Origin of the sequence: Streptomyces sp. NPDC057877 (genome assembly GCF_042796855.1) — a bacterium.
Classification (GTDB): domain Bacteria; phylum Actinomycetota; class Actinomycetes; order Streptomycetales; family Streptomycetaceae; genus Streptomyces.
In genome coordinates, this window is the sequence record NZ_JBHVMS010000008.1 from 484,892 (window position 1) to 511,297 (window position 26,406).

30 protein-coding genes and 1 pseudogene are annotated in these 26,406 nt (G+C 71.0%); 15 read left to right on the forward strand and 16 right to left on the reverse strand.

The window, feature by feature from the left end; genetic code table 11:
- The first annotated feature begins 219 nt into the window (after nt 1-219).
- The 4 genes from ACFVQG_RS26400 to ACFVQG_RS26415 are packed head-to-tail and all read left to right on the forward strand — an operon-like array spanning nt 220 to nt 4,114.
- Nucleotides 220-876: an LPXTG cell wall anchor domain-containing protein gene (locus ACFVQG_RS26400; RefSeq protein ID WP_383388127.1), complete on the forward strand. Its 657-nt coding sequence runs from the start codon at nt 220-222 to the stop codon at nt 874-876.
- Between the two features lie 39 nt (nt 877-915).
- Complete coding sequence (locus ACFVQG_RS26405; protein ID WP_383387970.1) at nt 916-1,749, forward strand: hypothetical protein; 834 nt, start codon at nt 916-918, stop codon at nt 1,747-1,749.
- On the forward strand, nt 1,746-2,813 hold the full coding sequence (locus ACFVQG_RS26410) for a hypothetical protein (RefSeq protein ID WP_383387972.1): 1,068 nt from the start codon (nt 1,746-1,748) through the stop codon (nt 2,811-2,813). Before ACFVQG_RS26405 ends, ACFVQG_RS26410 begins: the two co-directional genes overlap by 4 nt.
- Nucleotides 2,810-4,114 carry a hypothetical protein gene (locus tag ACFVQG_RS26415; RefSeq protein WP_383387974.1) on the forward strand — a complete coding sequence of 435 codons (1,305 nt, stop codon included), beginning with the start codon at nt 2,810-2,812 and terminating at the stop codon, nt 4,112-4,114. The genes ACFVQG_RS26410 and ACFVQG_RS26415 overlap by 4 nt, the downstream gene beginning before the upstream one ends.
- A 71-nt stretch (nt 4,115-4,185) precedes the next feature.
- Here the strand turns inward: ACFVQG_RS26415 and ACFVQG_RS26420 are convergent, their stop codons facing one another.
- The gene (locus ACFVQG_RS26420) at nt 4,186-5,682 is read right to left on the reverse strand and encodes an oligopeptide:H+ symporter (RefSeq protein WP_383387976.1); all 1,497 of its coding nucleotides are present in this window, start codon (nt 5,680-5,682) and stop codon (nt 4,186-4,188) included.
- 367 nt (nt 5,683-6,049) lie between these two features.
- Here ACFVQG_RS26420 and ACFVQG_RS26425 point away from each other — a divergent pair, with 367 nt between their 5' ends.
- The gene (locus tag ACFVQG_RS26425) at nt 6,050-6,727 is read left to right on the forward strand and encodes a response regulator transcription factor (RefSeq protein ID WP_383387978.1); all 678 of its coding nucleotides are present in this window, start codon (nt 6,050-6,052) and stop codon (nt 6,725-6,727) included.
- A 21-nt stretch (nt 6,728-6,748) separates the two neighbouring features.
- Complete coding sequence (locus ACFVQG_RS26430) at nt 6,749-8,020, forward strand: ATP-binding protein (protein WP_383387980.1); 1,272 nt, start codon at nt 6,749-6,751, stop codon at nt 8,018-8,020.
- A gap of 125 nt (nt 8,021-8,145) precedes the next feature.
- Here the strand turns inward: ACFVQG_RS26430 and ACFVQG_RS26435 are convergent, their stop codons facing one another.
- Entirely contained in the window at nt 8,146-8,685 is a 540-nt protein-coding gene (locus tag ACFVQG_RS26435) for a GtrA family protein (RefSeq protein WP_383387982.1), read from the reverse strand.
- A 127-nt stretch (nt 8,686-8,812) separates the two neighbouring features.
- On the opposite strand from ACFVQG_RS26435, the gene ACFVQG_RS26440 reads away from it, so the two are divergent.
- From ACFVQG_RS26440 to ACFVQG_RS26455, 4 genes are all read left to right on the forward strand, one after another.
- Nucleotides 8,813-9,952: a 5-(carboxyamino)imidazole ribonucleotide synthase gene (locus ACFVQG_RS26440; RefSeq protein WP_383387984.1), complete on the forward strand. Its 1,140-nt coding sequence runs from the start codon at nt 8,813-8,815 to the stop codon at nt 9,950-9,952.
- On the forward strand, nt 9,949-10,488 hold the full coding sequence (gene purE, locus ACFVQG_RS26445; protein WP_383387986.1) for a 5-(carboxyamino)imidazole ribonucleotide mutase: 540 nt from the start codon (nt 9,949-9,951) through the stop codon (nt 10,486-10,488). Before ACFVQG_RS26440 ends, purE begins: the two co-directional genes overlap by 4 nt.
- Nucleotides 10,489-10,493: 5 nt before the next feature.
- Nucleotides 10,494-11,672: a dipeptidase gene (locus ACFVQG_RS26450; protein WP_383387987.1), complete on the forward strand. Its 1,179-nt coding sequence runs from the start codon at nt 10,494-10,496 to the stop codon at nt 11,670-11,672.
- A gap of 111 nt (nt 11,673-11,783) precedes the next feature.
- On the forward strand, nt 11,784-12,899 hold the full coding sequence (locus ACFVQG_RS26455) for a dipeptidase (RefSeq protein WP_383387989.1): 1,116 nt from the start codon (nt 11,784-11,786) through the stop codon (nt 12,897-12,899).
- 18 nt (nt 12,900-12,917) lie between these two features.
- On the opposite strand, the gene ACFVQG_RS26460 is transcribed toward ACFVQG_RS26455, so the two are convergent.
- Nucleotides 12,918-13,307, reverse strand: coding sequence for a VOC family protein (locus tag ACFVQG_RS26460; RefSeq protein ID WP_383387991.1), 390 nt, complete (start codon nt 13,305-13,307; stop codon nt 12,918-12,920).
- 100 nt (nt 13,308-13,407) lie between these two features.
- Complete coding sequence (locus ACFVQG_RS26465) at nt 13,408-13,773, reverse strand: VOC family protein (RefSeq protein WP_383387993.1); 366 nt, start codon at nt 13,771-13,773, stop codon at nt 13,408-13,410.
- Between the two features lie 96 nt (nt 13,774-13,869).
- Between ACFVQG_RS26465 and ACFVQG_RS26470 the strand changes: the two genes are divergently transcribed.
- Nucleotides 13,870-14,376 carry a CGNR zinc finger domain-containing protein gene (locus tag ACFVQG_RS26470; RefSeq protein ID WP_383387995.1) on the forward strand — a complete coding sequence of 169 codons (507 nt, stop codon included), beginning with the start codon at nt 13,870-13,872 and terminating at the stop codon, nt 14,374-14,376.
- A gap of 216 nt (nt 14,377-14,592) precedes the next feature.
- Here the strand turns inward: ACFVQG_RS26470 and ACFVQG_RS26475 are convergent, their stop codons facing one another.
- Nucleotides 14,593-15,936, reverse strand: a complete 1,344-nt coding sequence (locus ACFVQG_RS26475) for a UDP-glucose dehydrogenase family protein (protein WP_383387997.1) — start codon at nt 15,934-15,936, stop codon at nt 14,593-14,595.
- 179 nt (nt 15,937-16,115) lie between these two features.
- On the opposite strand from ACFVQG_RS26475, the gene ACFVQG_RS26480 reads away from it, so the two are divergent.
- Complete coding sequence (locus ACFVQG_RS26480) at nt 16,116-17,273, forward strand: acyl-CoA dehydrogenase (RefSeq protein ID WP_383387999.1); 1,158 nt, start codon at nt 16,116-16,118, stop codon at nt 17,271-17,273.
- Nucleotides 17,274-17,314: 41 nt separating this feature from the next.
- On the opposite strand, the gene ACFVQG_RS26485 is transcribed toward ACFVQG_RS26480, so the two are convergent.
- From ACFVQG_RS26485 to ACFVQG_RS26520, 8 genes and pseudogenes are all read right to left on the reverse strand, one after another.
- Nucleotides 17,315-17,860, reverse strand: coding sequence for a DUF5753 domain-containing protein (locus tag ACFVQG_RS26485; RefSeq protein ID WP_383388001.1), 546 nt, complete (start codon nt 17,858-17,860; stop codon nt 17,315-17,317).
- A gap of 23 nt (nt 17,861-17,883) precedes the next feature.
- Nucleotides 17,884-18,200: pseudogene (locus ACFVQG_RS26490) on the reverse strand (hypothetical protein); the annotation flags it as partial.
- A gap of 91 nt (nt 18,201-18,291) precedes the next feature.
- Entirely contained in the window at nt 18,292-18,519 is a 228-nt protein-coding gene (locus ACFVQG_RS26495; RefSeq protein WP_383388003.1) for a DUF397 domain-containing protein, read from the reverse strand.
- A gap of 245 nt (nt 18,520-18,764) precedes the next feature.
- Nucleotides 18,765-19,079: a helix-turn-helix domain-containing protein gene (locus ACFVQG_RS26500; RefSeq protein ID WP_383388004.1), complete on the reverse strand. Its 315-nt coding sequence runs from the start codon at nt 19,077-19,079 to the stop codon at nt 18,765-18,767.
- A complete protein-coding gene (locus ACFVQG_RS26505) occupies nt 19,063-19,572 on the reverse strand; it encodes a DUF6879 family protein (protein ID WP_383388006.1) in 510 nt (169 codons plus the stop codon). The genes ACFVQG_RS26500 and ACFVQG_RS26505 overlap by 17 nt, the downstream gene beginning before the upstream one ends.
- Nucleotides 19,556-19,753, reverse strand: coding sequence for a hypothetical protein (locus ACFVQG_RS26510; protein ID WP_383388008.1), 198 nt, complete (start codon nt 19,751-19,753; stop codon nt 19,556-19,558). Before ACFVQG_RS26510 ends, ACFVQG_RS26505 begins: the two co-directional genes overlap by 17 nt.
- A gap of 78 nt (nt 19,754-19,831) precedes the next feature.
- Nucleotides 19,832-20,026 carry a DUF397 domain-containing protein gene (locus ACFVQG_RS26515; RefSeq protein WP_383388009.1) on the reverse strand — a complete coding sequence of 65 codons (195 nt, stop codon included), beginning with the start codon at nt 20,024-20,026 and terminating at the stop codon, nt 19,832-19,834.
- 10 nt (nt 20,027-20,036) lie between these two features.
- Complete coding sequence (locus ACFVQG_RS26520) at nt 20,037-20,888, reverse strand: helix-turn-helix transcriptional regulator (protein ID WP_383388011.1); 852 nt, start codon at nt 20,886-20,888, stop codon at nt 20,037-20,039.
- A 140-nt stretch (nt 20,889-21,028) separates the two neighbouring features.
- On the opposite strand from ACFVQG_RS26520, the gene ACFVQG_RS26525 reads away from it, so the two are divergent.
- Nucleotides 21,029-21,457 carry an ATP-binding protein gene (locus tag ACFVQG_RS26525; RefSeq protein WP_383388013.1) on the forward strand — a complete coding sequence of 143 codons (429 nt, stop codon included), beginning with the start codon at nt 21,029-21,031 and terminating at the stop codon, nt 21,455-21,457.
- A 45-nt stretch (nt 21,458-21,502) separates the two neighbouring features.
- Complete coding sequence (locus tag ACFVQG_RS26530; RefSeq protein ID WP_383388015.1) at nt 21,503-22,030, forward strand: PH domain-containing protein; 528 nt, start codon at nt 21,503-21,505, stop codon at nt 22,028-22,030.
- Between the two features lie 9 nt (nt 22,031-22,039).
- Here ACFVQG_RS26530 and ACFVQG_RS26535 read toward each other — a convergent pair whose 3' ends face one another.
- Both ACFVQG_RS26535 and ACFVQG_RS26540 read right to left on the reverse strand, forming a co-directional pair.
- Nucleotides 22,040-22,657, reverse strand: a complete 618-nt coding sequence (locus ACFVQG_RS26535) for an HAD family hydrolase (protein WP_383388017.1) — start codon at nt 22,655-22,657, stop codon at nt 22,040-22,042.
- On the reverse strand, nt 22,650-23,918 hold the full coding sequence (locus ACFVQG_RS26540) for an LCP family protein (protein ID WP_383388019.1): 1,269 nt from the start codon (nt 23,916-23,918) through the stop codon (nt 22,650-22,652). Before ACFVQG_RS26540 ends, ACFVQG_RS26535 begins: the two co-directional genes overlap by 8 nt.
- 119 nt (nt 23,919-24,037) lie before the next feature.
- Between ACFVQG_RS26540 and ACFVQG_RS26545 the strand changes: the two genes are divergently transcribed.
- Nucleotides 24,038-24,622: an acyl-CoA thioesterase gene (locus tag ACFVQG_RS26545; protein ID WP_383388021.1), complete on the forward strand. Its 585-nt coding sequence runs from the start codon at nt 24,038-24,040 to the stop codon at nt 24,620-24,622.
- 178 nt (nt 24,623-24,800) lie between these two features.
- Here ACFVQG_RS26545 and ACFVQG_RS26550 read toward each other — a convergent pair whose 3' ends face one another.
- Nucleotides 24,801-26,273, reverse strand: a complete 1,473-nt coding sequence (locus ACFVQG_RS26550; protein ID WP_383388023.1) for an LCP family protein — start codon at nt 26,271-26,273, stop codon at nt 24,801-24,803.
- Between the last annotated feature and the right edge of the window lie 133 nt (nt 26,274-26,406).

Here is a 26,406-nt window from a genome sequence, read left to right on the forward strand (position 1 = left end):
TTGCCTCGGGGTGCCGGTCCACCCGTGCGTGCGGCCCGCCAGCCCCCGACCCCCCGCATCCCCACGCTTCCACCACACCCTGTCTCTTCCTTCCTCCGGTGCCCGGGCGTACCTTGACGGCCGATCTGATGTGCCGTCAGGAAAACAGGGGACGGAGGGGCAATCGTGTCCTACCGGACGAAACGGAACCGCAGTGCCGCGCTCGTGTCCGTCGCGGCGATGGCCGGGGCGGCGGTGTTGACGGCCGCGCCCGGGGCCCGGGCCGACGTGGTGGACGTCGACTACCAGTGCAAGACGCCGATCGGCGACAAGGGGGCCGTCTCGCCCATCGACATCGAGGGCACCAGGAGCGGTTCCGGGTACAAGATCACGATGTCCTGGCAGAAGGGCGTCTCCTCCAGCCCCGTCGAACTCGGCAAGGGCGCGATGAACCCGAGCGCCACGATCAGGCTGGGCGGCGCCGACAGCGGGACCATGACCGTCACCGGCCCCGCCAACCAGGAGGCGGTTCCCGCAAACACCCCGATAAAGATCAGTGACTTGAGCGGGACGTACACCCCCAAGAAGACCGGCAAGGTCACCTTCACGGCGGGCGTGCTCACCATCAAGGCGCTCGGTACGACCACGACCTGCACCCCCACCAGGGACCCCGGCCCGTCCCTCACCCTCGACGTCACCGCGTCCGGCGGGGGCGGCGGCTCCACGGGCGGGTCCGGAAGCGGCACCGGCGGTACCGACGGCGCCCAGCTCCCGCAGACCGGACCCGAGGACGACGCCCTCGCCCTCGGCACCCTCGGCGGCACCGTCCTGCTCACGGGCGCGGCCGGAGCCCTGTGGCTGACGCGCCGCAACCAGGCGGCCCGCGCCCGCCGCTGACGTCCGTACCAGACGTCCGTACGAGCACGGGAGCCGCCGATGCCGACCACCGCCCGCACCGTCCTCACACTGCTGCCCGTCCTGGTCGTCCTCGGCGCCGCTCCCGCCACCGCCGCCGACGGTGACGGTGACGGGTGGACCCTGGCACCCTCCGGTGACCAACGCCCCACCGCCTACGCCGAGGGGCCCCCGGGCGCCGTCCTGCGGGACTCCGTGACCCTGACCAACCCGGCCACGCACCCGGTGACCGTACGGCTGCGCGGCACCGGCGCCGCCCCCGTCGCCCTCGCCGACACCGGCGTGCGCGTGCCCGCCCGCACCCGCGCCGAGATCCCCTTCACGGTCACCGTCCCGCAGGACGCGCCCCCCGGCGTACGCCGGGCCACCCTCACCGCCCGCGACGGCACCGGCCGCACCCGCTCCCTCAGCGTCCATCTGCGCGTCACCGGACCGGCCCTTGCCGCGCTCACCGTCGAGCGGGTGAGGGTGCACGCCGACCGCATCGGCTACGAACTGGTCAACCGCGGCACCACCGTCCTCGTCCCCCGGCTCGCCGTCCGCGCGGACGGCGTCCTCGGCCCGCTCCTGGACCGCGCCCCGCGCGCCCTCCCCGTCGAACTCCCCCCGGGCCACCGCCTGAAGCTCAGCGAGCCCTGGCCCGACCGGCCCGCCCTGGACGCCGTGGACGTGACCCTGACGGTGACCGCCGCGGGTGGCGCCCGGGACACGGCACGCGTGTCGGCGCGGTTCGTGCCCTGGCGCGAGGGCGCCGGGGCGGCCGGAGTGCTGGCGGCGGTCGGCGCCGGTCTCGCCGTACGGCGTCGCAGGCGTCGTACGACCGGCGGTGAGTGGACGGGAGAGGTGGCGTCATGAGGCGGGCCGTCGTACTGATCGCCCTGCTGTTGCTGCTGCCGGGCGTGCCCACCGCCCTGGCCGCCGATGACCGGCCCACCGTCAGGCTCTCCAAGTCGCAGGCCGGGACCGGGGGTTCCCTTACCGTCACCGGTGACGGCTGGCGCGGTCGCGCGCTGCTGATGATCCTGATCTGCGGGCAGTCCGTGCCGTCCAGGGGCGTGCCCGGCGGCACCAACTCCTGTGCCAACGCCGACGGGCGGGCCGTCACCACCGACGCCGAGGGCCGGTTCCGCGGGCGGCTGCCGGTCGCCGAGCCGCCCGTGCCGTGTCCGTGCGTGGTGCACGTGGCGACCGTGACCGGGCCGAAGGCCATGGCCGACGCCGTCTTCCAGGTCGCCGGGCACGCGGTCGAGCCGCTGCCCGCGGAGGCCGCCGGGGGGCGGCTGTCGGTGCTCGACGACACCCGCCTGGACGGCTCCAGCGGGCTGCTGACCTGGTTCGGCGCGCCGCCCACCCGCGAACTGGTCCTCACCGTCGGCAACATCGGCACCGAGCCCGTGCGCAACCCCGTCTTCCAGGTCGGCTCCGCGCACGGCGTGTTCGCGCCGCAGTGGGACGAACGCCAGTGGCGCGGCACCCTCGCCCCCGGCCGCAAGACCCGGATCCGGCTGCCGGTCGAGCTGACCGGCGGGGCACACGGCGACTACACCGTCTCCCTGAAGTACGGCGGGAAGGTGCTCGCCGAGCAGCCGTGGCGGGTCGGCCGCCCCTGGGGCGTGACCCTGTTCTGGGTGCTGGTGTGCCTGGTCGTCCCGGCCGCGCTGTTCCGCGCCGGGATGGCGGTCGTGGACCGGGTACGGCCGCCCCGGACGCGCATCGCGGGCCCGCGCCTCCCGCGCCTCCCGCGCCTCCCCCGGTTCCCCGGGCTGGCCCGACGGCTGCCCGTGAAGCGCCCCGCCGAGCCGCCGCCCGCGCACCAACCGGCCCCGACGCTGCCCTGGTTCACCCCTGACCGGGCTCCGGGCCCCGCGGACGGCCCTCCGACATCCCGCACCACCCCCACCAGGAAGGGACCCACGTGAGTGAGCGAAGGAGAGTCGCACCGGCCGCCAGACGGGGCGGGGCCTGCGCGGCGGGGGTCGCCCTGCTGCTCGGCGGGCTCGGTCTGGCGGCGGGGCCCGCGCAGGCCGCGGAGGTGTCGTACGCGACGGAGTGCATACCGCCCGCCATCTCCGGGCTGCCGCCGGTGCAGGGCACCACGCGGGTGGAGATCACCGCGCCCGCGCAGGCCGAGGTCGGCGACGAGGTGGAGATCGTCTGGAAGTTCGCGCAGGCGGCGTCGAAGAACCCCGACGTCCTCGATCTGGAGCAGGACACCGTCAAACCGACCGGGACACTGAAGGCGGGCGGCGCGCAGACCGGGGACATCGCGATGGAGGGGCCGCGGCGGAATCCGCCGATCCCCAAGAACAGCGACATGAAGCTGTCCGACATGACGGGCAGGCTGAAGCTGACGGCGGCCGGTGAGGTGACGCTGACGCCGGACGCGTACGACATCAACGTCGACAAACCGATCTCCACGGACACCAAGTGCGCGCCGACGGAGGCGGTGGGGCCCGCGGCGACCATCAAGGTGACGGACGGGGGAGGGAGCGGCACGCCGACCCCGACCGGGACCCCCACGGAGACGCCCACGGGCACCCCCACCGATACCGCGACACCCTCCCCCTCGGACACGGGCGGCGGCGGCCAGACCGACTTCACCGGCCGTGAGGTCCAGGTCCCCTACGCCTGCAAGACACCGATCGGCGACCGCGAGGCCACCTCGCCCGTGCGCATCGACGCCCGCAAGGACGGCGGCAGCTTCGCACTGACCGTACGGTTCGGGAAGTCGGTCATGGACAGCCCCGCCGAGATCCCGGCGGACTCGGTCAAGCCGTCCATGGAGGTGGTGCTGGGCGGCGCCGACCGGGGCACCGTACGGGTGGAGGGGCCCACGAACGCGGAGCCCGTCAAGGCGGGCGACCCGATCGAGATCCCCGACCTCACCGGCACCTACCGGCCGGGCGCCAGCGGGAGGTCCACCCTGTCACCGGGCGTGCTGACGGTGGAGGCCCTGGGCACGACCACCACCTGCACCCCGTCCGAGACGGCCGTCTCGCTCACCCTCGACACCACCGAGCAGGCGAGCGGCGCCTCGGGCGGCTCGGGCGGCTCGGGCAGTTCGGGGGGCTCGGCCGCAGGAGCCTCGACCGGCGGCGGCCTCGCCGAGACCGGCGCCGACGACCACGCCGCCCTCAAGGCCCTGGCCCTGGTGTCGGGCACGGCCCTGCTCCTGGGCGCGGCGATCTTCACCTTCCTGCCGCGCAGGCGCCCGCGCTGACCGCGTGGCGAAGGGCCGCCGCATCCCCCTCGGATGCGGCGGCCCTTGCGTTCAGCGGGTCCGGGCGTGGGTCAGCGGACGCTGCCCATCAGCTCCTTGACCTTGCCCCGGTACATCCAGACCGCGACACCGGCGACCACGGCGAGCGTGGCCTCCATGGCGACGATGCCGGTCTTGTTGAGGTCGACGCCCGCGATGGAGAGCAGACCGGTCGTGGCGTCACCGGCGGTGACGGCCAGGAACCAGACGCCCATCATCTGGGAGGCGTACTTGGCGGGCGCCATCTTGGTGGTGACGGACAGGCCGACGGGGGAGAGCAGCAGCTCACCGACGGTCTGCGTGAAGTAGATCGCGACCAGCCACATCGCCGCCGCCTTGTGACCGCCCTCGGCGATCGACAGCGGGGCCAGGAAGAGGAAGAAGGAGGCACCCACCAGCACCAGACCGGAGGCGAACTTCACGATCGTGCTCGGCTCCTTGCCGCGCCGGTTCAGCGCCAGCCAGAACCAGGCGAAGACCGGGGCCAGCGCCATGATCAGGACCGGGTTGACCGACTGGTACCAGGAGACCGGGAACTCCCAGCCGAGGACGCTGTTGTCGGCGGAGGAGTCCGCGAAGATCGACAGGGTGGAGCCACCCTGGTCGTAGATCATCCAGAAGACGGCCGCGGCGACGAAGAACCAGATGTACGCGGACATCTTCGACTGCTCGGCGCGGTCCAGCTCCTTGTCGCGCTTGATGTTGACCAGCACCATCACCGGGATGATCACACCGAGCAGGGTCAGCGGGACCAGGATCCAGTTCAGGGTGTAGGCGCCGGAGAAGCCGACGATGGCGTAGAAGACGACCGCGATACCGGCCCAGACGGCCGCCTTGCGCAGGGTGCTCGACTTCTCGGCGGTGGTCAGCGGCTTCGGTACGACGCTGGAGTGGGCGGCCAGGTGGCGGCTGCCCAGCAGGAACTGCACGAGGCCGAGCGCCATGCCGAGCGCGGCGAGCGCGAAGCCCAGGTGCCAGTTGACGTTCTCACCGATGGTGCCGATCACCAGCGGCGCGGCGAACGCGCCGAGGTTGATGCCCATGTAGAAGACGGTGAAGCCGCCGTCGCGGCGCGGGTCGTCCGGGCCGTCGTAGAGGTGGCCGACCATCGTGGAGATGTTGGCCTTCAGCAGGCCCGAGCCGATGGCGACCAGACCGAGACCGGCGTAGAAGGTGCCCGAGGCGGGCAGCGCCAGCGTGAGGTGGCCGAGCATGATGACCGCGCCCGCGACGGCGACGGTCTTGCGCGGGCCCCAGACCCGGTCGCCGAACCAGCCGCCCGGCATCGCCAGCAGGTAGACCAGCGACACGTACACGGAGTAGATCGCGGTCGCGGTGGCCGCGTCGAGGTGCAGCCCGCCGGGTGCGACGAGGTACAGCGGGAGCAGGGCCCTCATGCCGTAGTAGGAGAACCGCTCCCACATCTCGGTCATGAAGAGAGTGGCCAGTCCGCGGGGGTGGCCGAAGAAGGACTTCTCGGAACCGGGGGTGCCCGGACTGACCGAGTCCTTCGCGAGGCTGGACGCCATGGTCGTTCCTTGCTGTCGGGACGCGCGTGGAGCGCGGCGCGCCCGGTGGGGGGTCGTTCCTTCCAGCGCACACAAAGAAGACCCTCGGCGCGCACATCCGTCGTGCGTCGCCAAAGGTCCCCGCGGTGCTACAGGCGTCCCATCACCATACGCCACGACACTGCCGGATATGGAAGGACTTGAGAGATGGATCACAGGAATTGAGGGAACCGCGGGACGGCTTTCCAAGGCCTACCCACGCTCTCACCTTACGGACCCAGGTTTGCGTCAGTAGCACGCAAAGGGAAGGGCACGGTAAGCGGAGGGTGAGAATCCGAGGTCCGCGATCATCACCCGGCAGTCATCGGCAGCGGACTACCATCACCCCATGACCCGTGTACTGCTCGCCGAGGACGACGCGTCCATCTCGGAGCCACTGGCCCGCGCACTGCGCCGGGAGGGTTACGAGGTCGAGGTACGTGAGGACGGACCCACCGCGCTCGACGCGGGCCTGCAGGGCGGCATCGACCTGGTCGTGCTCGACCTCGGCCTGCCCGGCATGGACGGCCTGGAGGTGGCGCGCCGGCTGCGCGCCGAGGGCCACACGGTGCCCATCCTGATCCTGACCGCCCGCGCCGACGAGGTGGACACCGTCGTGGGCCTCGACGCGGGCGCCGACGACTACGTCACCAAGCCGTTCCGCCTCGCCGAACTCCTCGCCCGGGTCCGGGCCCTGCTGCGGCGTGGTGCCGCCGAACCCCAGCAGCCGCCCGCCACGCACGGCGTGCGCATCGACGTGGAGTCGCACCGCGCCTGGATGGGCGAGGAGGAACTCCAGCTCACCGCCAAGGAGTTCGACCTGCTGCGGGTCCTGGTGCGGGACGCGGGCCGGGTCGTCACCCGCGACCAGCTGATGCGCGAGGTCTGGGACACCACCTGGTGGTCGTCGACCAAGACCCTCGACATGCACATCTCCTGGCTGCGCAAGAAGCTCGGCGACGACGCCGCCAACCCGCGGTACATCGCCACCGTGCGCGGAGTGGGCTTCCGCTTCGAGAAGAGCTAGCACCGGGCTGGTACGAGGGACATGCGCCGCCGACTGATCCAGTCCACGCTCGCCGTGGTGCTCGTGGTGATCGCCGTGTTCGGCGTCTCCCTCGTCATCGTGGAGACCCGGACCATCACCGCCAGCGCCCAGGAGCGGGTGGAGTCCGAGGCGGTCCGGCTGGCGAGCATCGTCGACAGCCGGATCCTCGCCGCCGAGAAGATCACCCCCGAACTGCTCGGCGACCAGTTCGGCGGCGACCAGTACGCCGTCATCCGCATCCCCGACCGCGCCCCGATCGAGGTCGGCGACAAGCCCGGCGGCGATGTCATCGAGGCCACCCGCACCGGCGAGGAGGGTGAGACGGTCACCGTCCAGGAGCCCCGCTCGGCGGTCACCCGGGAGGTCGCCCGCACCCTGCTGATCATCGGTGCCGTCGCCCTGCTGGCCGTGATCGCCGCCGTACTGCTCGCGGTACGCCAGGCCAACCGGCTCGCCTCCCCGCTCACCGACCTCGCCGAGACCGCCGAACGCCTCGGCTCCGGCGACCCGCGCCCCCGCCACCGCCGCTACGGCGTCCCCGAGCTGGACCGCGTCGCCGACGTCCTGGACGCCTCCGCCGAGCGCATCGGCCGGATGCTCACCGCCGAGCGACGGCTCGCCGCCGACGCCTCCCACCAACTGCGCACCCCGCTGACCGCGCTGTCCATGCGCCTGGAGGAGATCACCCTCACCGACGACCCGGACACCGTGAAGGAGGAGGCGACCATCGCGCTGGCGCAGGTGGAACGCCTCACGGACGTCGTGCAGCGGCTGCTGACCAACTCCCGCGACCCGCGCACCGGTTCCGCCGTCACCTTCGACATCGACGAGGTCATCCAGCAGCAGCTCGCCGAGTGGCGCCCCGCCTACCGCAGCGCGGGCCGCGCCATCGTCAGCTCCGGCAAACGGCACCTGCACGCCGTGGGCACGCCGGGGGCGGTCGCCCAGGTGCTGGCAGCGCTGATCGAGAACTCCCTGATGCACGGCGGCGGCACGGTCGCGCTGCGCACCCGGGTCACCGGCAACCAGGCCGTCATCGAGGTGACCGACGAGGGGCCCGGCGTCCCCGCCGACCTGGGCGCGCGGATCTTCGAGCGGGCGATCAGCGGCCGCAACTCCACCGGCATCGGGCTGGCGGTCGCCCGCGACCTCGCCGAGGCGGACGGCGGGCGACTGGAGATGCTCCAGGCCACTCCGCCGGTGTTCGGGCTGTTCCTGTCGCGGACGCCGGTGCGGAAGGACTCGGGGGAGGAGCGGGGCACCGTCCGCTGACGCGGCGGTTCGGGTGCGCCGGGGGTTCGGTCCGGTGGCGGGCTGCGGGATCGTCGTGGCTGGCCGCGCAGTTCCCCGCGTCCCTCAGCGGCGCTGCCAGCGACCCGACGCTGAGGTCCGGCCGATCACACCCGGGCTCGTGGACGCGGGCGTACCGGTTCCGTGGCGACGTACTGCTCCGGGACGGCTACCGCGGGCGTCGGCTCCGGCAGGGCGCGGAAGACCCACGTCCGGTACGACCAGAAGCGGAACAGCGTCGCGATGCCGATGCCGAGGAACTTGAAGACGTTGTTCTGGAGGGGGCTGTCCCAGCCGAACCCGTACGTCGCCGCGAACAGCACACCGTTCTCGATCACCAGCCCGACGCCGCTGAACAGCAGGAACAGCGTCATCTCGCGGGTGCGGCCGTTCTTGTCGCGGTCGCGGTAGGTGAAGTAGCGGAAGCCCAGGTAGTTGGAGACGATCGCGACGACCGTCGCGATCACGCTCGCGCGCACCACCTGGAGGTCGGTCACCGTACGCACCAGGTTGAACACGAGCAGGTTGACGAGCAGCCCCGCCCCGCCCACGGCACCGAACTTCGCGGCCTCGCGCGTCAGCCGTTCGACGCGCATGCGCAGTGCGCTGGGGGGCTTGGTCTGGAGCCCTGAGGAGGCACGTCCCATGGTCGTGCGGCTCCCATCCGTTGGTGTCGTCAACTCGGCCATGCTAACCATCCCCCTGAGTGATCGCTTGCGGACGGCCCAGAGGTCCGCAATCCGGCCACCGCGGCGCGCCGGATACCCTGGGGTCGTGACGTTCCCGGTAGTCGGCATGGTCGGCGGGGGCCAGCTCGCTCGTATGACACACGAGGCAGGCATCCCGCTCGGCATCAGGTTCAAGCTCCTCAGTGACACTCCCCAGGATTCCGCGGCGCAGGTCGTGAACGAAGTCGTCCTAGGCGACTATCGCGACCTCGACACGCTGCGCGCCTTCGCACGCGGCTGTGACGTGATCACCTTCGATCACGAACATGTGCCGACCGAGCATCTGCGGGCCCTCGAAGCGGACGGCATCCCCGTCCGCCCCGGCCCCGACGCGCTGGTCCACGCCCAGGACAAGGGCGTGATGCGGGCGAGGCTCGACGCGATCGGCGTGCCGTGCCCACGGCACCGCATCGTCTCCGATCCCCAGGACGTGGCCGCGTTCGCCGCCGAGGGGGACGGCTTCCCGGTCGTCCTGAAGACCGTCCGCGGCGGCTACGACGGCAAGGGCGTGTGGGTCGTGGACTCCGTCGAGGAGGCCGAGGCCCCGTTCCGCGCCGGGGTGCCCGTGCTGGCGGAGGAGAAGGTCGACTTCGTACGGGAACTCGCGGCGAACGTCGTCCGCTCCCCGCACGGCCAGGCCGTCGCCTATCCGGTCGTGGAGTCCCGGCAGGTGGACGGGGTGTGCGACACGGTCATCGCGCCCGCCCCCGACCTGGACGAGTCCCTCGCCCTGCACGCCGAGGAGATGGCGCTGCGCATCGCCAAGGAGCTGGACGTTGTCGGCCATCTCGCCGTCGAGCTGTTCCAGACCCGCGACGGCCGCGTCCTCGTCAACGAACTGGCGATGCGCCCGCACAACTCCGGCCACTGGACCATGGACGGCGCGATCACCAGCCAGTTCGCCAACCACGTGCGGGCCGTCCTGGACCTGCCGCTCGGCGACCCCCGCCCGCGCGCCCGGTGGACCGTCATGGTCAACGTCCTCGGCGGCGACTACCCCGACATGTACTCGGCGTACCTGCACTGCATGGCCCGCGACCCCCAGCTGAAGATCCACATGTACGGCAAGGACGTGAAGCCCGGCCGCAAGGTGGGCCACGTCAACACCTACGGCGACGACCTCGACGACGTGCTCGAGCGCGCCCGTCACGCTGCCGGATACCTGAGAGGGACGATCACCGAATGAGCACCGGCGCAGGCCCCGTCGTAGGCATCGTCATGGGGTCGGACTCCGACTGGCCCGTCATGGAGGCCGCCGCCCAGGCGCTCGACGAGTTCGAGATCGCCTACGAGGTCGACGTCGTCTCCGCGCACCGCATGCCGCGCGAGATGGTCGCCTACGGCGAGCAGGCCGCCGACCGCGGACTCAAGGTGATCATCGCGGGCGCGGGCGGCGCCGCCCATCTGCCCGGCATGCTCGCCTCCGTCACCCCGCTGCCGGTGATCGGCGTGCCCGTCCCGCTGAAGTACCTCGACGGCATGGACTCGCTGCTGTCCATCGTGCAGATGCCCGCGGGCGTCCCCGTCGCCACCGTCTCCGTCGCCGGGGCGCGCAACGCGGGCCTGCTCGCCGCCCGTATCCTCGCCGCCCACGACGAGGACCTCCTCGCCCGGATGCGCGACTTCCAGCAGGACCTGAACGACCAGGCCACCGAGAAGGGCAAGCGGCTGCGCGCCAAGGTCGACGGCGCGGCGGGCTTCGGCTTCGGCGCCGGGAAGTGACGGGCGTGAGCGCGCTGGACGAGGCCCGGGCACTGCTGCGGGAGTTCCCCGTCGTCGACGGCCACAACGACCTGCCCTGGGCGCTGCGCGAACAGGTCCGCTACGACCTCGGCGCCCGTGACATCGCCACCGACCAGGCCGCCCACCTGCACACCGACCTCCCCCGGCTGCGGGCGGGCGGCGTCGGCGCGCAGTACTGGTCGGTGTACGTGCGCACGGACCTGCCGGACCCGGTGGCGGCGACGCTGGAGCAGGTCGACTGCGTACGGCAGCTCCTGGACCGCTACCCGCGGGACCTGCGCCCGGCGCTCACGGCGGCCGACATGGAGGCCGCCCGCGGGGAGGGCAGGATCGCCTCGCTGATGGGCGCGGAGGGCGGCCACTCCATCGCCAGCTCCCTCGCGACCCTGCGCGCGCTGTACGCCCTCGGCGTGCGCTACATGACCCTCACCCACAACGACAACGTCGCCTGGGCGGACTCCGCGACCGACGAACCGGCGGTCGGCGGCCTCTCGGCGTTCGGCCGCACGGTGGTGCGGGAGATGAACCGCGAGGGCATGCTCGTGGACCTCTCGCACGTCGCCGCGACGACGATGCGGGACGCGCTGGACACCTCCGTCGCGCCGGTGATCTTCTCGCACTCCTCCTCGCGGGCCGTGTGCGACCACCCCCGCAACATCCCGGACGACGTCCTGGAGCGCCTGCCCGCCAACGGCGGCGTCGCCATGGCCACCTTCGTGCCGAAGTTCGTGCTCCAGGCCGCCGTCGACTGGACCGTGGCGGCCGACGACAACATGCGCGCCCACGGCTTCCACCACCTCGACACCACCGCCGAGGCGATGAAGGTGCACCGCGCCTTCGAGGAGCGCGTCCCGCGCCCGGTCGCCACCGTCGCCACGGTCGCCGACCACCTCGACCACATGCGCGAGGTCGCGGGCATCGACCACCTCGGCCTCGGCGGCGACTACGACGGCACGGCGTTCCTCCCCGACGGCCTCTCCGATGTCTCCGGCTACCCGAACCTGATCGCCGAGCTGCTGGACCGCGGCTGGTCCAAGGCCGACCTGGCCAAGCTGACCTGGCAGAACGCGGTCCGGGTGCTGGACGCCGCGGAGTCGGTGGCCCGCGATCTGCGGGCCACCCGCGGCCCGTCCAACGCCACGATCGAGGAACTGGACGGCTGAGCGCGCGGGCCGGGCCCGCGTACCCCCGAACGCCCCGTCCACCTCGAAGCCCTCCGTACCGCGTGCGACGGTGACCGTACAGCGATCACCGCGCACGCACGGAGGGCCGCCATGGCAGAACTCCAGGACGAACTGCACCCCACCACCGAGGTCACCGCACTCGACGAACTGCCCCTGGACGAGCCCTCCGCCATCGAACCCCCGGCCTCCGCCCCGGACCCGGACCTGCTGGAGCGCGCCCACGCGCTGCTCACCGCGCACCCCGTCGCCGACGGCTACAGCGGACTGCCCTGGGCGCTGCGGCTGCTGCCCTGGTACGACCTCGAAGAGGGCGAGAGCGCCGTGGACACCGACGTACCACGGCTGCGCGAGGGTCATGTCCGCGCGCTGTTCTGCTCCCTGCACCTGCCCGAGGGCCTGACCGTGAACCGGGCGGTGGCCGCCACCCTGGAGCAGCTGGACCTGGTCCGCACCGTGATCGCGGCCCACCCCGAGGGGCTACGGCTGGCCCGCACCGCCGGACAGGTCATCGACGCCCACGCCTGCGGCCGTACCGCCGTGCTGCTCGGCCCCGCCACCGCCGCCGCCCTCGACGACTCCCTGGGCCTGCTGCGCGTCCTGCACAGCCTCGGCCTGCGCGTCCTGACCCTCACCGGCACCTCCTGGGCCAGCGAGGCGGGCCTGACGCGGTTCGGGGAGGAGGTGGTGCGGGAGATGAACCGGCTCGGCGTGCTCGCCGACCTCTCGGCCGCCTCCGAGCGGACCAGCGCCCGGGTCCTGGCCACCTCCAAGACGCCCGTCCTGTTCACCCGCTCCGCCGCCCGCGCCCTGCGCCCCCACCCGGCCAACCTGCCCGACGACCTGCTGGCCGAGCTGGGCGCCGCGCACGGCCTGTGCATGGTCCCGCTGACCGCCGAGCAGACCGGCCCGACGGTCCGGGACGTCGCCGACCACCTCGACCACGTCCGTGCGGTCGCGGGCCCGCGGTGCGTGGGCCTGTCCGGCACCTACGACGTCGGTACGGCCCACCCGCAGGAGCTGCGCGACACCTCCTGCTACCCGCACCTGATCGCCGAACTGCTCCGACGCGGCTGGAGCGAGACCGACCTGGCCCTGCTGACCTGGGGCAACGTCCAGCGCGTCCTGCGCACCGCGGACTTCACGGCACGGGCGGCGCAGGAGCGCAGGGAGCCGTCGACGGCACAGATCGCCGAACTGGACGGCTGACCGGACCGACCGGGACGGCTAGCGGTCGATGCGGCACAGGCAGAACGGATGCCCGGCCGGATCGGCGTACACCCGGAAGTCCTTCGACTCGTAGTCCTCCATGTCGAGCACCCGCGCCCCGAGCGCCAGCACCCGCTTCTCCGCGAGATCGATCTCCTCCCAGGTCGCCCCGCCGTCGAGGTCGATGTGGAACTGCTGGGAGTTGCGGTCGGCGCGCGGCCACTCCGGCGGTACGTACCCCTGCGCCCGCTGGAAGGCGAGCCGGGGACCGTCCGGGACCTGGAGGACGACCCAGTCGGGATCCTCGCTCTGCGGATCGCCGCCGACGATCTCGGCGTAGAAGCGGGCGAGGGCGCGCGGGTCGGGGCAGTCAAGGACGACGGAACGGAAACGTGCGACGCGTGGCATGGGTCTCCTTCGGCGGATGTCCGGGCGGGTCAGCAGGCGTAGGGGCAGAACGGGTGTCCGGGCGGGTCAGCAGGCGCAGAGGTAGGGGGGTCCGGGCGGGTCAGCAGGCGCAGAGGCAGAACGGGTGCCCCGCCGGATCGGCGTACACACGCCAGGAACGCGAGCGGTCCTCCGCGTCCAGCACCTTCGCGCCCAGCTCCAGCACGCCCCGCTCGGCCGCGTCCAGGTCCTCGACGGTCAGGTCCAGGTGGAGCTGCTGGGAGTTGCGGTGGGCGCGCGGCCACTCCGGCGGGGTGAACCCGGCCACGCCCTGGAACGCCAGCGTCTGCCCGCCGGGCACCTTCAGCACGACCCACTCCGCGTCCTCGGCCTCCACCTCGCCGCCGAGGATCCCGGCGTAGAACCCGGCCAGGGCGCGCGGGTCGGGACAGTCCAGGGCGACGACGTCCAGCTTGGCGAGAGCCATGGCTTTCTCCTCGAACTCGTGGGCAGGGTTACCGGTAAGGACGGGTAACCGGTAACGGTTACTGCATGCTCCCGCATTGGCGGTAACGTCGCAACCATGAATGAGCGCGCGCCCGCACCGGGCGGCCTCGCCCTGATCGAGGCGCTGGTGAACACGGTGGACCTGGCCTCGGGCGCCGACACGCTGGACACGGCGGAGGGCCGCGCCCGCTTCGGCGTCGAGGAACGGGACCTGCCGGACGTACGCCGTCTGCGGGAGTCCCTGCGCGCGGTCTGCCTGGCCCACGCGGGCCATCCGCCGCACGCCCCGGTGACCCCGCTGGGCGACCTGCTCGCGACGGCCCCGCTCTATGTGACGGTCGACGCCGGGGACGGCTCGGCGCGCCTGACCCCCCGCCCCGGCGGCTCCCTGCTCTCGCGCGTCGCCGCGGCCGTCGCCGAGGCGCTCACCGCGGGCACCTGGCAGCGCCTGAAGGCCTGCGAGCTGCCCGAATGCCACTGGGCGTACTACGACCGCAGTCCCGCCGGGCGCGGCCGCTGGTGCTCCATGTCGGTGTGCGGGGCCCGCGCCAAGATGCGCCGCTATCGGGCGAAGGGGACGTGAGCCTCGGGCCCGTGGTGCAGAATGCGTCCAGGCGCCGGTTCGGCCGACTGAGCCTCGGCCGAACCGGCGTCGCCCGTCGGCCCGGTGCTCGGTGGCCGCACCCGCCGGGGTGCGGCTGAAGCCCGCCGCGTCCCCGGCCGTCGGCCCTACACCGTCGGCCCTACACCGTCGGCCCTACACCGTCGGCCCTACACCGTCGGCCCTACACCGTCGGCCCTACGCCGCCGGACGCCCCATCGCCCGGTACGTCCACCCCGCCCGCCGCCACAGCCCGGGGTCGAGGGCGTTGCGGCCGTCCAGGATCGTGCGGGCGGCGGCGACCTCGCCGAGGGCGGCCGGGTCCAGCTCGCGGAACTCCTGCCATTCGGTGAGGTGCAGTACGACATCGGCGCCGCGTACGGCGTCCAGCGCGGTGTCGGCGTAGCCGAGGGTGGGGAAGATGCGGCGGGCGTTGTCCATGCCCTTGGGGTCGTAGACGGTGACCTGGCCGCCCTGGAGGTGGATCTGCCCGGCGACGTTCAGCGCGGGTGAGTCGCGGACGTCGTCGGAGTCGGGCTTGAAGGTGGCGCCGAGCACCGCGACCCGCTTGCCGAGGAAGGGCCCGCCGCCCAGCGCCTGCCGGGCCAGCTCGACCATCTGGCCGCGCTGGCGCATGTTGATGGAGTCGATCTCGCGCAGGAAGGTCAGCGCCTGGTCGGCGCCCAGCTCACCGGCGCGCGCCATGAAGGCCCGGATGTCCTTGGGCAGGCACCCGCCGCCGAACCCGATCCCGGCGCGCAGGAACTTCTTCCCGATCCGGTCGTCGTAGCCGATCGCCTCGGCCAGCTTGGCGACGTCCCCGCCGGAGGCCTCGCACACCTCGGCCATGGCGTTGATGAAGGAGATCTTGGTGGCGAGGAAGGAGTTGGCGGAGGTCTTCACCAGCTCGGAGGTCGGGAAGTCGGTGACGACGAAGGGGGAACCCTCCTCGACGGGCGTGGCGTACACCTCCCGCAGCAGCTTCTCGGCGCGCTCGCTGCGGACCCCGACCACGATCCGGTCGGGGTGCAGGGTGTCGTCGACGGCGAACCCCTCCCGCAGGAACTCCGGGTTCCAGGCCAGCTCCACGTCGGCCCCGGCGGGGGCGTGCTCGGCGAGGTAGGCGGCCAGCCGGTCGGCCGAACCGACGGGCACGGTGGACTTGCCGACGACGAGGGCCGGGCCGGTCAGATGCGGGGCGAGGGAGGCGAAGGCGGCGTCGACATAGGACATGTCGCACGCGTACTCACCGTGCCGCTGCGGAGTGTTCACACACACGAAGTGGATGTCACCGAAGGCCGCGACCTCGGCGTAGTCAGTCGTGAACCGCAGCCGCCCGCTGGCCCCCTCGATCCCGGCGACGTGCTTGCGCAGCAGGTCCTCGAGCCCCGGCTCGTACATCGGGACCTCGCCGTGCTGGAGCATCTTGATCTTCTCGGGCACGACGTCCAGGCCCAGCACCTCAAAACCCAGCTCGGCCATGGCCGCCGCGTGGGTCGCGCCGAGGTAGCCGGTACCGATCACGGTGATCTTGAGGGCCATGCGTGCTCCTGGGGAAATACGGCGTGGATGCGCTGGTCGAGCATAGCCGGGAGGCTCGTTGGGGAGATTTCCCGCTGTCGCCAAACTCACGTATCCCTGGGGGTGGGGGGACGCCTAAAATTTGGGTTACTTAACGGTAGTTAGCGCCACCATCACAGCGTTTTGGAGCGTGAGAGACCTTGGCCGGATCGGCTGACTTCGACCTGTACCGCCCGTCCGAAGAGCACGACATGCTCCGCGACGCCGTCCGCTCGCTGGCCGAGGCGAAGATCGCGCCGTTCGCCGCGGCGGTGGACGAGGAGGCCCGCTTCCCGCAGGAGGCCCTCGACGCCCTGGTGGCCAACGACCTGCACGCCGTGCACGTCCCCGAGTCCTACGGCGGCGCGGGCGCCGACGCGCTGGCCACGGTGATCGTGATCGAGGAGGTAGCGCGAGTGTGCGCGTCCTCTTCTCTGATTCCGGCGGTGAACAAGCTGGGCTCCCTCCCGGTGATCATCTCCGGCTCCGAGGACCTGAAGAAGAAGTACATGACCCCCCTCGCCCAGGGCGAGGGAATGTTCTCGTACTGCCTGTCCGAGCCGGACGCGGGCTCGGACGCGGCGGGCATGAAGACGAAGGCGGTCCGCGACGGCGACCACTGGATCCTGAACGGCGTGAAGCGCTGGATCACCAACGCGGGCGTCTCGGACTACTACACGGTCATGGCGGTCACGGACCCCACCAAGCGCTCGAAGGGCATTTCGGCCTTCGTCGTCGAGAAGTCCGACGAGGGCGTCTCCTTCGGCGCCCCCGAGAAGAAGCTCGGCATCAAGGGCTCCCCGACCCGCGAGGTCTACCTCGACAACGTCCGCATCCCGGCGGACCGCATGATCGGCGAGGAGGGCACCGGCTTCGCCACCGCGATGAAGACCCTGGACCACACCCGCATCACCATCGCCGCCCAGGCCCTCGGCATCGCCCAGGGCGCCCTGGACTACGCCAAGGGCTACGTCCAGGAGCGCAAGCAGTTCGGCAAGCCCATCGCCGACTTCCAGGGCATCCAGTTCATGCTCGCCGACATGGCCATGAAGATCAGCGCCGCCCGCGCCCTCACCTACCAGGCCGCCGCCGCCTCCGAACGCGGCGACACGGACCTGACCTACCTCGGCGCCGCGGCCAAGTGCTTCGCCTCGGACGTGGCGATGGAGGTCACCACGGACGCGGTGCAGTTGCTGGGCGGCTACGGCTACACCCGTGACTACCCGGTGGAGCGGATGATGCGGGACGCGAAGATCACGCAGATTTATGAGGGCACGAACCAGGTTCAGCGCATCGTGATGGCGAGGAACCTGCCGTAACCGGCCGCTGAAGTAACCCCGGCCCGGGTGGTTGGCCGGGGTTACTTGTCTCCGCTCCAGAAGGCCAGGGCCTTGCTGATCAGTTCCCTGGCGCCGCCGCCGTAGGAGGCCGCGTCGCTGATGGCGTCGAACACCTTGTGGTGAAGGGTCAGTTCGGCCGGGTCGGTGATGTCCACACCGGAGGAGACGAGTTCGTAGTGGGCACGACCTCCGTCGAAGATGCTGAATCCCGGCATCGGAACAACACTCATTTCGGCGGTCGCGGGCAAGACTCCCAGCTTGAGTGAGGGGAGTTCGATGTCGCGAAGGAGCCGTTCCATCTGTTCGCCCATCACCTCGGGTCCCCCGACGTTCGTGTAGAGGGCCTGTTCGCCGAGAATCACGTCGTAGCGGTGTTCGCCGTCGTACAGCACCTGCTGGCGCTCCATGCGCTTCGCCACCCCCGCGGGCACGTCGTCCGGGACCCCGAGAAAGCCGACGACCTGGCCGAGGATCACTGTCGCGTACGCCTCGGTCTGAAGCGTGCCCCAGATCATCGCGGGGACATACGCCTTGCCGTGCCGCGTCTGCCGGTACCAGCGGATCACCTCATCCTGGATCTCCTCCGTACCGCCGCACGGGTGACGTCGCGGTCCTGCTCAGCGGCGAATCGGGGCGTGTGCTCGGCCAGGTGCTCGCCGAGCCAGGCCGCCGCTTCCTTGGCATCGTCCCAGGTGCCACGCACCAGTGAACGGGGCTTGATGAGCCAGTACGCCGTCTCCAGTGGCGGCAGGTCCGAGGTGGGGAACTGTGCGGCGACATCCCGGTAGCGCTGGATCAGTTCGGGCCTGCTGTCGGGTGGGGGTGGCTCTGGGAACGGGGCCGACGCAGTGCTTCCTGGTCGAAACGCTGTTTCGGGCCGGTCCAGAGGTAGCCGTGATGGTGCAATCGTCATTCCCGTCGGGGAGTATCGGGAGACGGAGTCCGGCCGGTTCCCGCCTTGCGGAGGAGCCGGAGACCGGCCGGAGACACAAGGCCGTCAGGCCGACAGACCGAAGCGGGCCGGGTCGACACCGGCCGCGTCCAGTTCGGCTGTGGTGAACCGCAGTGGCGTCATGTCGGGACGCTTGCTGTCGCCCAAGGCCCATGCGTCGGGGCCGAGCCTGGCGATCGTCGCGCACGACTCACCGTCCGGGTGGGTATTGCCTCCGCACGCTTTCTGGAACGCGGCGGGCTCGGGCAGGGGGAGGTCAAAGAGATCGGTCATCGCGGTGCCTTCCTGGAGTGCGGTTTGCTGGCCATGAATCCATCATCGGCAATCCATGGAACCGAAGGAAGCGCTAGTTACGTTGACGCATAAAGGCGTCTGCCGCCTCGCTCAGGAATGCTGTAGCGGCGTCACCTGTGAGGGCGTGGGACCAGAACAAGTCGCGTACTCCCTGACGTGCAGAAGCCCCGTCGGGATCGCGGGAAGGAAGTGCCGCATCGCACGGGAGGAAGACTCAAGGGCCTTCAGTTCCGCCTGCTTGTGGTACAGCCCGACGCGCGCGTACGCACGCCAAGACGCGTAATCGAAATTGCCCGCCGGGCGAGTCGTAGTATTTCTTCCGCAACATCTGCTGGCACAGCCAATGCGTTGAGAATGCGTTCAACATCGATGACCGTCGGCAGCGCCCTTCCGGTCTCGGTGCGACTGATCTTCGTCTGGCTCATGTTGCAGCGAAGCGCAAGGCGTTCGCCGCTCAGTCCGGAAGCGCGGCGGAGGTCACGAAGCGCCTCCGCCAAGTCCTTGCGCTCGCGTGCCTGAGTATCAGGTTCGATAGGCACTGAAGGGGACTGCGCTTTCAAGAGCTAGGTCTCGCCAAGCAAGGTATTGGGAGATATTCGGTTCCTCGATCAGTTCCCGGTTGATCTGTGTCCCGTCCGCGCGATAGTTCAAATGAACCACTAGGGTCTCATCGAACATCCAGAAATCCTGATCGGGAAGGTCCACATCGCGGTCCGTGAGGTCCAGGACGCGAATGTCTTCCCCGGCCTGGATATTGCCCGGAATTCCCCAGGCGAACTGGTACCTCTGGTAGTCCGTGAGCGGTTGCCGGACAACCCGGACCCGGCCCAAGGTCTTCCCGGCCGCTGTCGCGTCTCGAACCGTGCCATGCCATTTTGCGTTGTGATCGTCCGGCTTCGGCTCACCTCGCAGGAAGCGGGCCAGGCTCTCGGCTTCCGCGGGCATGGTGTACGTCGGCTGCACTTCGAGCCGCCATGCCGAGCGCTTGAAGTCCCGGAACATCGCTGCCCAGGGCTCACCATCCAAGAGCACGTGCGGCCTCCTTCAGGACGCGTTCGGGGATGGTGACGACTGCTTCCCCCTTCGGGGTGGGATGGTCGGTCACGTATCCCTGTACGGCGATGATGCCGGGCCGGTCCGTCTTGAAGACGTTGGCGCAGTCGCCGCTGTCGCACTCAGGATCTTCGCCCGCAACCTTCTCGGTCAGTTCCACCGAGCCCTCCTCCGTTCTTGCGTGATCAGCAAGCTACGGACAGTCATTCCCGCAACACAAGGTGGGCCCGCACTCTAGTCACGTACTCGCATAAGTCTCTGCCCGAACCAGGTGGGGGAGGAAGTGCGCCCAGGCGGTGGGCCGGAGGGTGAGGTGGGGGCCGGTGGGGTGTTTGGAGTCGCGTATGTGGAGGGCGGTAGGGGTGGGGGATATCTCTACGCAGGAGGAGGCTTCCTCGCTGTACGTGGACTTTCGCCAGGTGAGTTCGTGCACGGCTCGGCTCTCAGGTGTCTTCGGCTAGGTGGTGGATCAGGTCACGGGAGGCGTCGGGTTCCAGGCAGGCCTCCTGCATACGGTCCAGGATGAGCCGGTACTTGGCCAACTGTGCGACTGAGTCGATGAGTTCACTGCCATGCGCCGCGTCCAGCTGCGCTGTGTCAAGAGCCTGGACCGGCCCGTAGGCGTAGTCCAGTCCGTGGCCGACCGTGGGGAACACGGTGCCGTCGAACGGGATGACCCGCACGGTGATGTGCGGCAGCTCGCTCATCTTGATCAGGTGGTCCAACTGGGCGCGGGCCACCTCCCGACCGCCGAACCGCATGCGAAGGGCGGCCTCGTGGACGATGGCCGTGTACGACGGCGGCTGCTCTCGGTGGAGGATGGCCTGACGCTTGATGCGGTGGGAGATGCGGTACTCGACCTGGTGCGGCCGCAACTCCGGTACCACTTGGCGGAACAGGGTGCGGGCGTGTTCAGGGGTCTGGAGCAGGCCGGGGATGTTGATGACCTGGGCCACGCGCAGTGCCCTGGCGTGGTGTTCCATCTCGGCCAGGTCCAGGAAGGGGCGCGGCAGGGTTTCGCGGTACTCCTCCCACCAGCCACGTGCCCGATGCGTGGCCATGTCCACGAGCGCGTCGATCAGGGCGGTGTCGGTGCACGCGTAGTTGTGGGCGAGTGTCCGGACGCGCTTCTCGCTGAGGCCGAAGCGGCCCGTCTCGATGTTGCTGATGTGCGCCTGGTTCGCCCCGATCAGCTCACCAGCCGCTCGCGCGGTGAGCCCCGCGTTCTCGCGCAGCTTGCGCAGTTCGACGCCCAGACGCAACTGCCGTGCCGTGGGTGTCCGCCGTGGCGGCATGTTCCTGTGCTCCTTCGCCTGGGTCACCCACATGGGTGGAGCGTCTCATGTATTAGCCGGTTTCATAGAAACCATTATACGGGCGCCGGTACGGTGAAGCCCGAGCCACTCACCAACTGCCTCCACCGCAGGAGCCCTTCATGAGCACCGTATCCCCGCCCGACACCTGGGCCTACGCCCTCCGCCTCCCCCACGACCCCCGCGCCGCCCGCGTCGCACGTATGACCGTGCGGGCCGCGTTGACCGGGCATGGGAAGGGGGAACTGCTCGACGCCGTCGAGCTGTTGGCCTCCGAGCTGGTCACCAACGCCTACCTGCACACCGACGGCCCCGCCTCCCTCCGGCTGACCGCGCTCGCGGACGGGCGGCTGCGGGTCGGGGGCCGGGACAGTCAGCCGCAGGTGCCCGTGCCGCTGCGCACGCCGCTGGGTGCCGAGGGTGGGCGGGGGTTGAGGCTCGTGCAGGAGTACGCGGACGCGTGGGGTGGCTGGACGTGGGGAGAGGGGGCGCTCGGGCGCTCCGCGGGGAAGCTGCTGTGGTTCGAGGTGGGCGGAAAAGGGGCCGGGTAACCTGGTTCCTACGTCGCGGCAGGTGCGCGCGTCGAGGGGGGCTCGATGGAACCGGTGGCGGTGGGCGCGAGTTGGCTGACGCGGGGCGTCGCGGTCGTGCTCACCGGGGGGCTTCTCGGGTGGGGTGTGGAGGCGGACGGTGGTCTCTCGCCGGTGGACTGGTTCTTCCTGGCGTGGGGGCTGGCCTTCTGGGCCTACCTGGGCAGTCGGCTCGCGCTCGCGAGGGTCGGCGCGGATGCCTCCGGGGTGTGGATACGGGGCTTCCTCGGCGTTCGACGGCTCGCCTGGGATGACGTTCGGGGCGTCGAGCCGGGCGCCTGGGGCGTGTTGGAGATCTCCAGGGCGCACGGGGACGCGGTGCGCGCCGGTGCCTTCGTGCCGCCGTCGCTGTACCGGCTGGTCCGTCGGCCCGTCGCCGTCCAGCGCATCGCCGATTCGTTGAGCCTGATGGCCCGCCATCCCGAGCTGCGTCCGAAACGGGCCGCCACCGGCCGGGAGCTGGGGCCGCCGCTCGTGCTGTGGGCCCTCGGCGCGCTGAGCCTGGTGGCGGTGGACTGGCTGCTGGTCGGCTGACCCGGCCGGTCAGGCCTCCAGCAGGGGGGCCAGGGCCCGCTCCATGTCCTCCGCGGAGCGGAAGTGCACCGCCCGCATCCCCAACTCCCGCGCCGCCACCACGTTCTCCAGCGTGTCGTCCACGAACAGGCACCGGTCGAGCCGTACCCCCGCCCGCTCCGCCGCCAGTTCGAAGATGCGGGGGTCGGGCTTGGCCAGGCCTACCCGCGCGCTGCTCACGATGTCGTCGGCGAGGTCGGTCAGGCCCAGCGCCGCCAAGTCCTCCTCCAGTTGGAGGGTGGCGTTGGTGAGCAGGACCAGGGGGACCCGGGCGCGTGCCCGGCGGAGCAGGGCGACCACCGTCTCGTCGGCGTGGAAGGGCTGGTGGGCGAGGGTCAGGGCCAGCTTCCGGGCTTCGGCCGCCGGGACCAGGCCCGCCAGGCCCACCGCCACCGACTCCGCCCACTCGTCCTGCGTGATCCGGCCGAGGAGGAGCGGAAGGTCGGTTTCCGGGGCGAAGGCGACCTTCATCGTCGTGCCCTCGGCCAGCCCGGCGGCGCGTTCCAGGGCGAGGAGTTCGGTGGGGTCGTAGAACCGGATGACGTTGTCGACGTCGCACAGGACGGCGTCGAACGGGACGTCAGTCACCCTTCACCGTGACCTTCTCGTCGTTGTTGAGCTGCTCGACCAGCGTCTTCACCTTGGCCTTGTCCCAGACGAGGTTGCCGCCGGAGGAGCCGGAGATCGGGATGTTCATGGACGTGCCCTCGCCGCCGCTGACGCTTTTCATGCCCCAGAACATGGAGGACAGGTCGAACAGGCCCATGTCCTTGTCGACGATGAGCGAGTCCAGGCCCGCGCCCATGGTCGGGTACAGCTTGAAGGGGTTGAGGATCGTGCCCGGGGTGGCGACCTGGTTGGCCAGGGCGGAGAGGAACTTCTGCTGGTTCTTGGTGCGGTCCAGGTCGGACCCGGCCAGCGCGTAGCGGGTACGGACGAAGGCGAGCGCCTCCTCGCCGTTCAGGGTCTGCTTGCCCTTCTTCAGGTCCGCGCCGGACTTGGTGTCCTTGATGTCCTGCGGGATGTCGATCTCGACACCGCCCACCGCGTCCACGATGCTGGCGAAGCCCGCGAAGCCGATCTCCACGTAGTGGTCGATGCGCAGGCCGGTGTTGAACTCGACCGTGCGGACCAGCAGCTCGGGCCCGTCCTCGGCGTACGCGGCGTTCAGCTTCACATGGCGGCCCGTGCCCTGGTACGTCTTGCCGGACTCGGAGCCCACGAAGGTGGGGATCTCCACGTCGGAGTCGCGGGGCAGGGAGATGAGGGTGGAACCGTTGTCGCCGGTGTGCAGGATCATCATCGAGTCCGTGCGCTTGCCCTCGGCGGACCCGGTGTGCAGTTCCTTCTTCTCCTCGGCCGACATGCCCTCGCGGCTGTCGGAGCCGACGATCAGGTAGTTGGTGCCGTCGCCGCCCGCCGGGCGGTCGATCACCTTGGACAGGTCGACCTCGCGGTTGAGCTTGGAGTCGGCCCAGAAGTAGGTGCCGACGAGGGTGACGACCAGCACGGTCACCACCGTGATCGAGGTCACCTTGATGCGGCGCCGCCAGTTCGGCGCGGGACGCGGCCCGGCCCCACCGCCGGGACCCCCGCCGCCGGGGGTGCCGTACACCTGGCCGGTGTTGTAGCCGCTGTCGTAGCCGCCGTCACCGTGGCCGTCGACGTACGACGGCTGCTGCGGGACGCCACCCTGGTACGGCGGTGCCGCCTGGCCCCCGGGGGGTACCGACGGTCCGCGCCGCACCTGGCGCATCACCCGGGCGCTCTCCGGCTGCGCACCGGCGCTGCCGCGTCCGTACTGGGTGCCGCCGTTGTTGTCGGACCACCCCTGGGGCCAATCGCTCATGGGCCCCAGTGTGCCGGTCGCGGCCGTGTTCCTTACAAGGGATGGAGGAAAATAGGGGCGCCGCTGTTGCGAAGCTGACACAAAATCCCCGATTGTCACTTCGGCATAAGGTGGAGGCCATGACAGACCAGGCCAGCGCCCCGGAGCCGGAGAACCCGGGCACTCCAGACATAGCGGCTGAAGCGGAACTCCCCGGGAAGCCCACCTCCGCCTCCCGGACCACGCTCAGCCACATCATGACCCACAGCGACACCAACCTGCTGGGGACCGTGCACGGCGGCGTGATCATGAAGCTCGTCGACGACGCCGCCGGGGCCGTCGCCGGGCGGCACAGCGGCGGTCCCGCCGTCACCGCCTCCATGGACGAGATGGCGTTCCTCGAACCCGTCCGCGTCGGTGACCTCGTCCATGTGAAGGCGCAGGTCAACTGGGTCGGCCGGACCTCCATGGAGGTCGGCGTACGGGTGCTGGCCGAGCGCTGGAACGAGTCCGCGCCGCCCACCCAGGTCGGCTCCGCCTATCTGGTCTTCGCCGCGGTCGACGCCGACGGCAAGCCCCGGCGCGTACCGCCCGTCCTGCCGGAGAGCGAGCGTGACAAGCGCCGCTTCCAGGAGGCCCAGATCCGCCGTACCCACCGCCTGGCCCGCCGCCGAGCGATCATGGAACTGCGGGCCCAGCGGGCGGCCGAGGGCATCGAGGACTGAGCCTCACCCGTCGAGGGCATCGAGGGCGTCGAGGGCTGAGCCTCACCGGCCCAGGGGCATCGAGGACTGAGCCTCACCCGCCGAGGGCATCGAGGGCGTCGAGGGCGTCGAGGGCTGAGCCTCACCCGCCCAGGGGCATCGAGGGCTGAGCCTCACCCGCCCAGGGCCCCCTGGCGCTTCAGGAGCACTTCACCTCGTCCCCCCGCACCACCCGCGCCTCCCCCTCCCCGGCCCGCTCCTCCGCCCGTACCTTCCGCACCTGCCGGAAGTCCGACCCCACGGTCACCTTCAGGGTCGCCCCCTGTCCCCGTACCGCCCGCAGCTCGCTGCCCGGCAGGGCCGCAGCCAGGGACTTGGCGGAGCGGTCCCAGCGCGGGTCGTAGGCGACGACCGTGCGCCGTACGGTGGTGTGGGCGGCGTTCGTGGGCAGGCTGGTCGTGCGGAACCCGGCCGCCGCCAGCGCGGTGTCGACGCGTTTGCCGAGCCCGGCCGTCGCGGTGCCGTTCTCGACCTGGACGCGGATCTGCTGCGGGGGCACCTCCACTCGCGGCACGGGGGTGTTCCTGGGCCGCTGAGGGGCCAGGGGCCGGTCCTCGCGCAGGGCCTGAAAGAGCTGGCCCGCCTTGACGGGGTCCCACTTCAGCGTCGAACCGATGCCCTTCACGGCGTACCCCATCCGGCCGATCGGGACGGTGGTGAACTCCGACGACGAGGGTGAGAAGTTCCGCATCGCCCTGCCGAGGGACAGCAGCTCGTCCGTGCCGAAGCCCTTGTCGGCGCGGACCGAGCCCAGCACGGCCCGGGTCACGTCCCGGAACTTCATCGGGTTCAGCAGCACCCCGGAGGAGGTCGCCCGCTCGACGAGCGCGGCGAGGAACCGCTGCTGGCGCTCCATCCGGCCCAGGTCGGACGCCCCGTCGACATGCCGGGCACGGACGTACTGGAGGGCCTGGCCGCCGTTCATGTCGTGCGTCCCGGCGGGCAGGTCGAGGCCGGTGTAGGAGTCCTTGAGCGGCTCGGCGGTGCACAGCTCCACACCGCCGAGCACGTCCACCGTCTTCATGAAGCTGGTGAAGTCGACCTCCAGATAGTGGTCGATCTTCACCCGGGTCATCCGCTCCACGGTCCGCACGGTCAGCTGCGGCCCGCCCTCCGCGTAGGCCGCGTTCAGCTTGACGGGGTGCGGCCGGTGGTGTTCGCCGGTGGTGGCGTCGGTGTGCGCGGGCAGCTCGGCGTAGGAGTCACGGGGCAGGCTGACGACGCTGGCCCGCTCCCGGTCCTCCGAGATGTGCACGATCATGATCGTGTCGGTGCAGCGGCAGGGCGCCCCGCCGAGCCGGTACCTGCGCCGCTCGGCCTCCGAGATCTTGTCGCGGCCGTCGGTGCCGACCATCAGCAGGTTCGTGCCGTGCCCGGCCCGCGGCCGGTTCTTCATGTCGCGGAAGGCGTCGACCCGGTCGATGTCGGACTCCAGACCGGTCAGCACCGCGTGCCCGATGCCCGCCGACGCCAGTACGACGACCGACAGCGTCGTCACCGCCCGCATGGCCCAGCGCGGTCGCTTGCGCCGTACGGGCGTACGGCCGCCGCGCCGTGACTGCGGGCGGCGCGGCGGCCGGGCGGGGGAGCGGGGCGGGGTGGTGCGGGGCATGGGGACACCTCCGGGACGGGCGCCGGGGCCGGGGCCGGGCGGCGCTCGGGCCGTGCGTGGAGATCCCGGGCACAGGGGGGCCGGGGGATCCGTGAGCACCGTAGGCCCATACGATCTGAAGCCCGGTGCAGCG

Coding starts and splice junctions, on each gene's coding strand:
- ACFVQG_RS26455 (WP_383387989.1), top strand. CDS start 11,784: ATGGCAGAACTCCAGGACGAACTGCACCCCACCACCGAGGTCACCGCA.
- ACFVQG_RS26540 (WP_383388019.1), bottom strand. CDS start 23,918: ATGAGCGATTGGCCCCAGGGGTGGTCCGACAACAACGGCGGCACCCAG.
- ACFVQG_RS26425 (WP_383387978.1), top strand. CDS start 6,050: ATGACCCGTGTACTGCTCGCCGAGGACGACGCGTCCATCTCGGAGCCA.
- ACFVQG_RS26530 (WP_383388015.1), top strand. CDS start 21,503: ATGGAACCGGTGGCGGTGGGCGCGAGTTGGCTGACGCGGGGCGTCGCG.
- ACFVQG_RS26400 (WP_383388127.1), top strand. CDS start 220: ATGGCCGGGGCGGCGGTGTTGACGGCCGCGCCCGGGGCCCGGGCCGAC.
- ACFVQG_RS26420 (WP_383387976.1), bottom strand. CDS start 5,682: ATGGCGTCCAGCCTCGCGAAGGACTCGGTCAGTCCGGGCACCCCCGGT.
- ACFVQG_RS26475 (WP_383387997.1), bottom strand. CDS start 15,936: ATGGCCCTCAAGATCACCGTGATCGGTACCGGCTACCTCGGCGCGACC.
- ACFVQG_RS26550 (WP_383388023.1), bottom strand. CDS start 26,273: ATGCCCCGCACCACCCCGCCCCGCTCCCCCGCCCGGCCGCCGCGCCGC.
- ACFVQG_RS26545 (WP_383388021.1), top strand. CDS start 24,038: ATGACAGACCAGGCCAGCGCCCCGGAGCCGGAGAACCCGGGCACTCCA.
- ACFVQG_RS26430 (WP_383387980.1), top strand. CDS start 6,749: ATGCGCCGCCGACTGATCCAGTCCACGCTCGCCGTGGTGCTCGTGGTG.
- ACFVQG_RS26525 (WP_383388013.1), top strand. CDS start 21,029: ATGAGCACCGTATCCCCGCCCGACACCTGGGCCTACGCCCTCCGCCTC.
- ACFVQG_RS26405 (WP_383387970.1), top strand. CDS start 916: ATGCCGACCACCGCCCGCACCGTCCTCACACTGCTGCCCGTCCTGGTC.
- ACFVQG_RS26520 (WP_383388011.1), bottom strand. CDS start 20,888: ATGCCGCCACGGCGGACACCCACGGCACGGCAGTTGCGTCTGGGCGTC.
- ACFVQG_RS26410 (WP_383387972.1), top strand. CDS start 1,746: ATGAGGCGGGCCGTCGTACTGATCGCCCTGCTGTTGCTGCTGCCGGGC.
- purE (WP_383387986.1), top strand. CDS start 9,949: ATGAGCACCGGCGCAGGCCCCGTCGTAGGCATCGTCATGGGGTCGGAC.
- ACFVQG_RS26435 (WP_383387982.1), bottom strand. CDS start 8,685: ATGGGACGTGCCTCCTCAGGGCTCCAGACCAAGCCCCCCAGCGCACTG.
- ACFVQG_RS26460 (WP_383387991.1), bottom strand. CDS start 13,307: ATGCCACGCGTCGCACGTTTCCGTTCCGTCGTCCTTGACTGCCCCGAC.
- ACFVQG_RS26465 (WP_383387993.1), bottom strand. CDS start 13,773: ATGGCTCTCGCCAAGCTGGACGTCGTCGCCCTGGACTGTCCCGACCCG.
- ACFVQG_RS26470 (WP_383387995.1), top strand. CDS start 13,870: ATGAATGAGCGCGCGCCCGCACCGGGCGGCCTCGCCCTGATCGAGGCG.
- ACFVQG_RS26495 (WP_383388003.1), bottom strand. CDS start 18,519: ATGACCGATCTCTTTGACCTCCCCCTGCCCGAGCCCGCCGCGTTCCAG.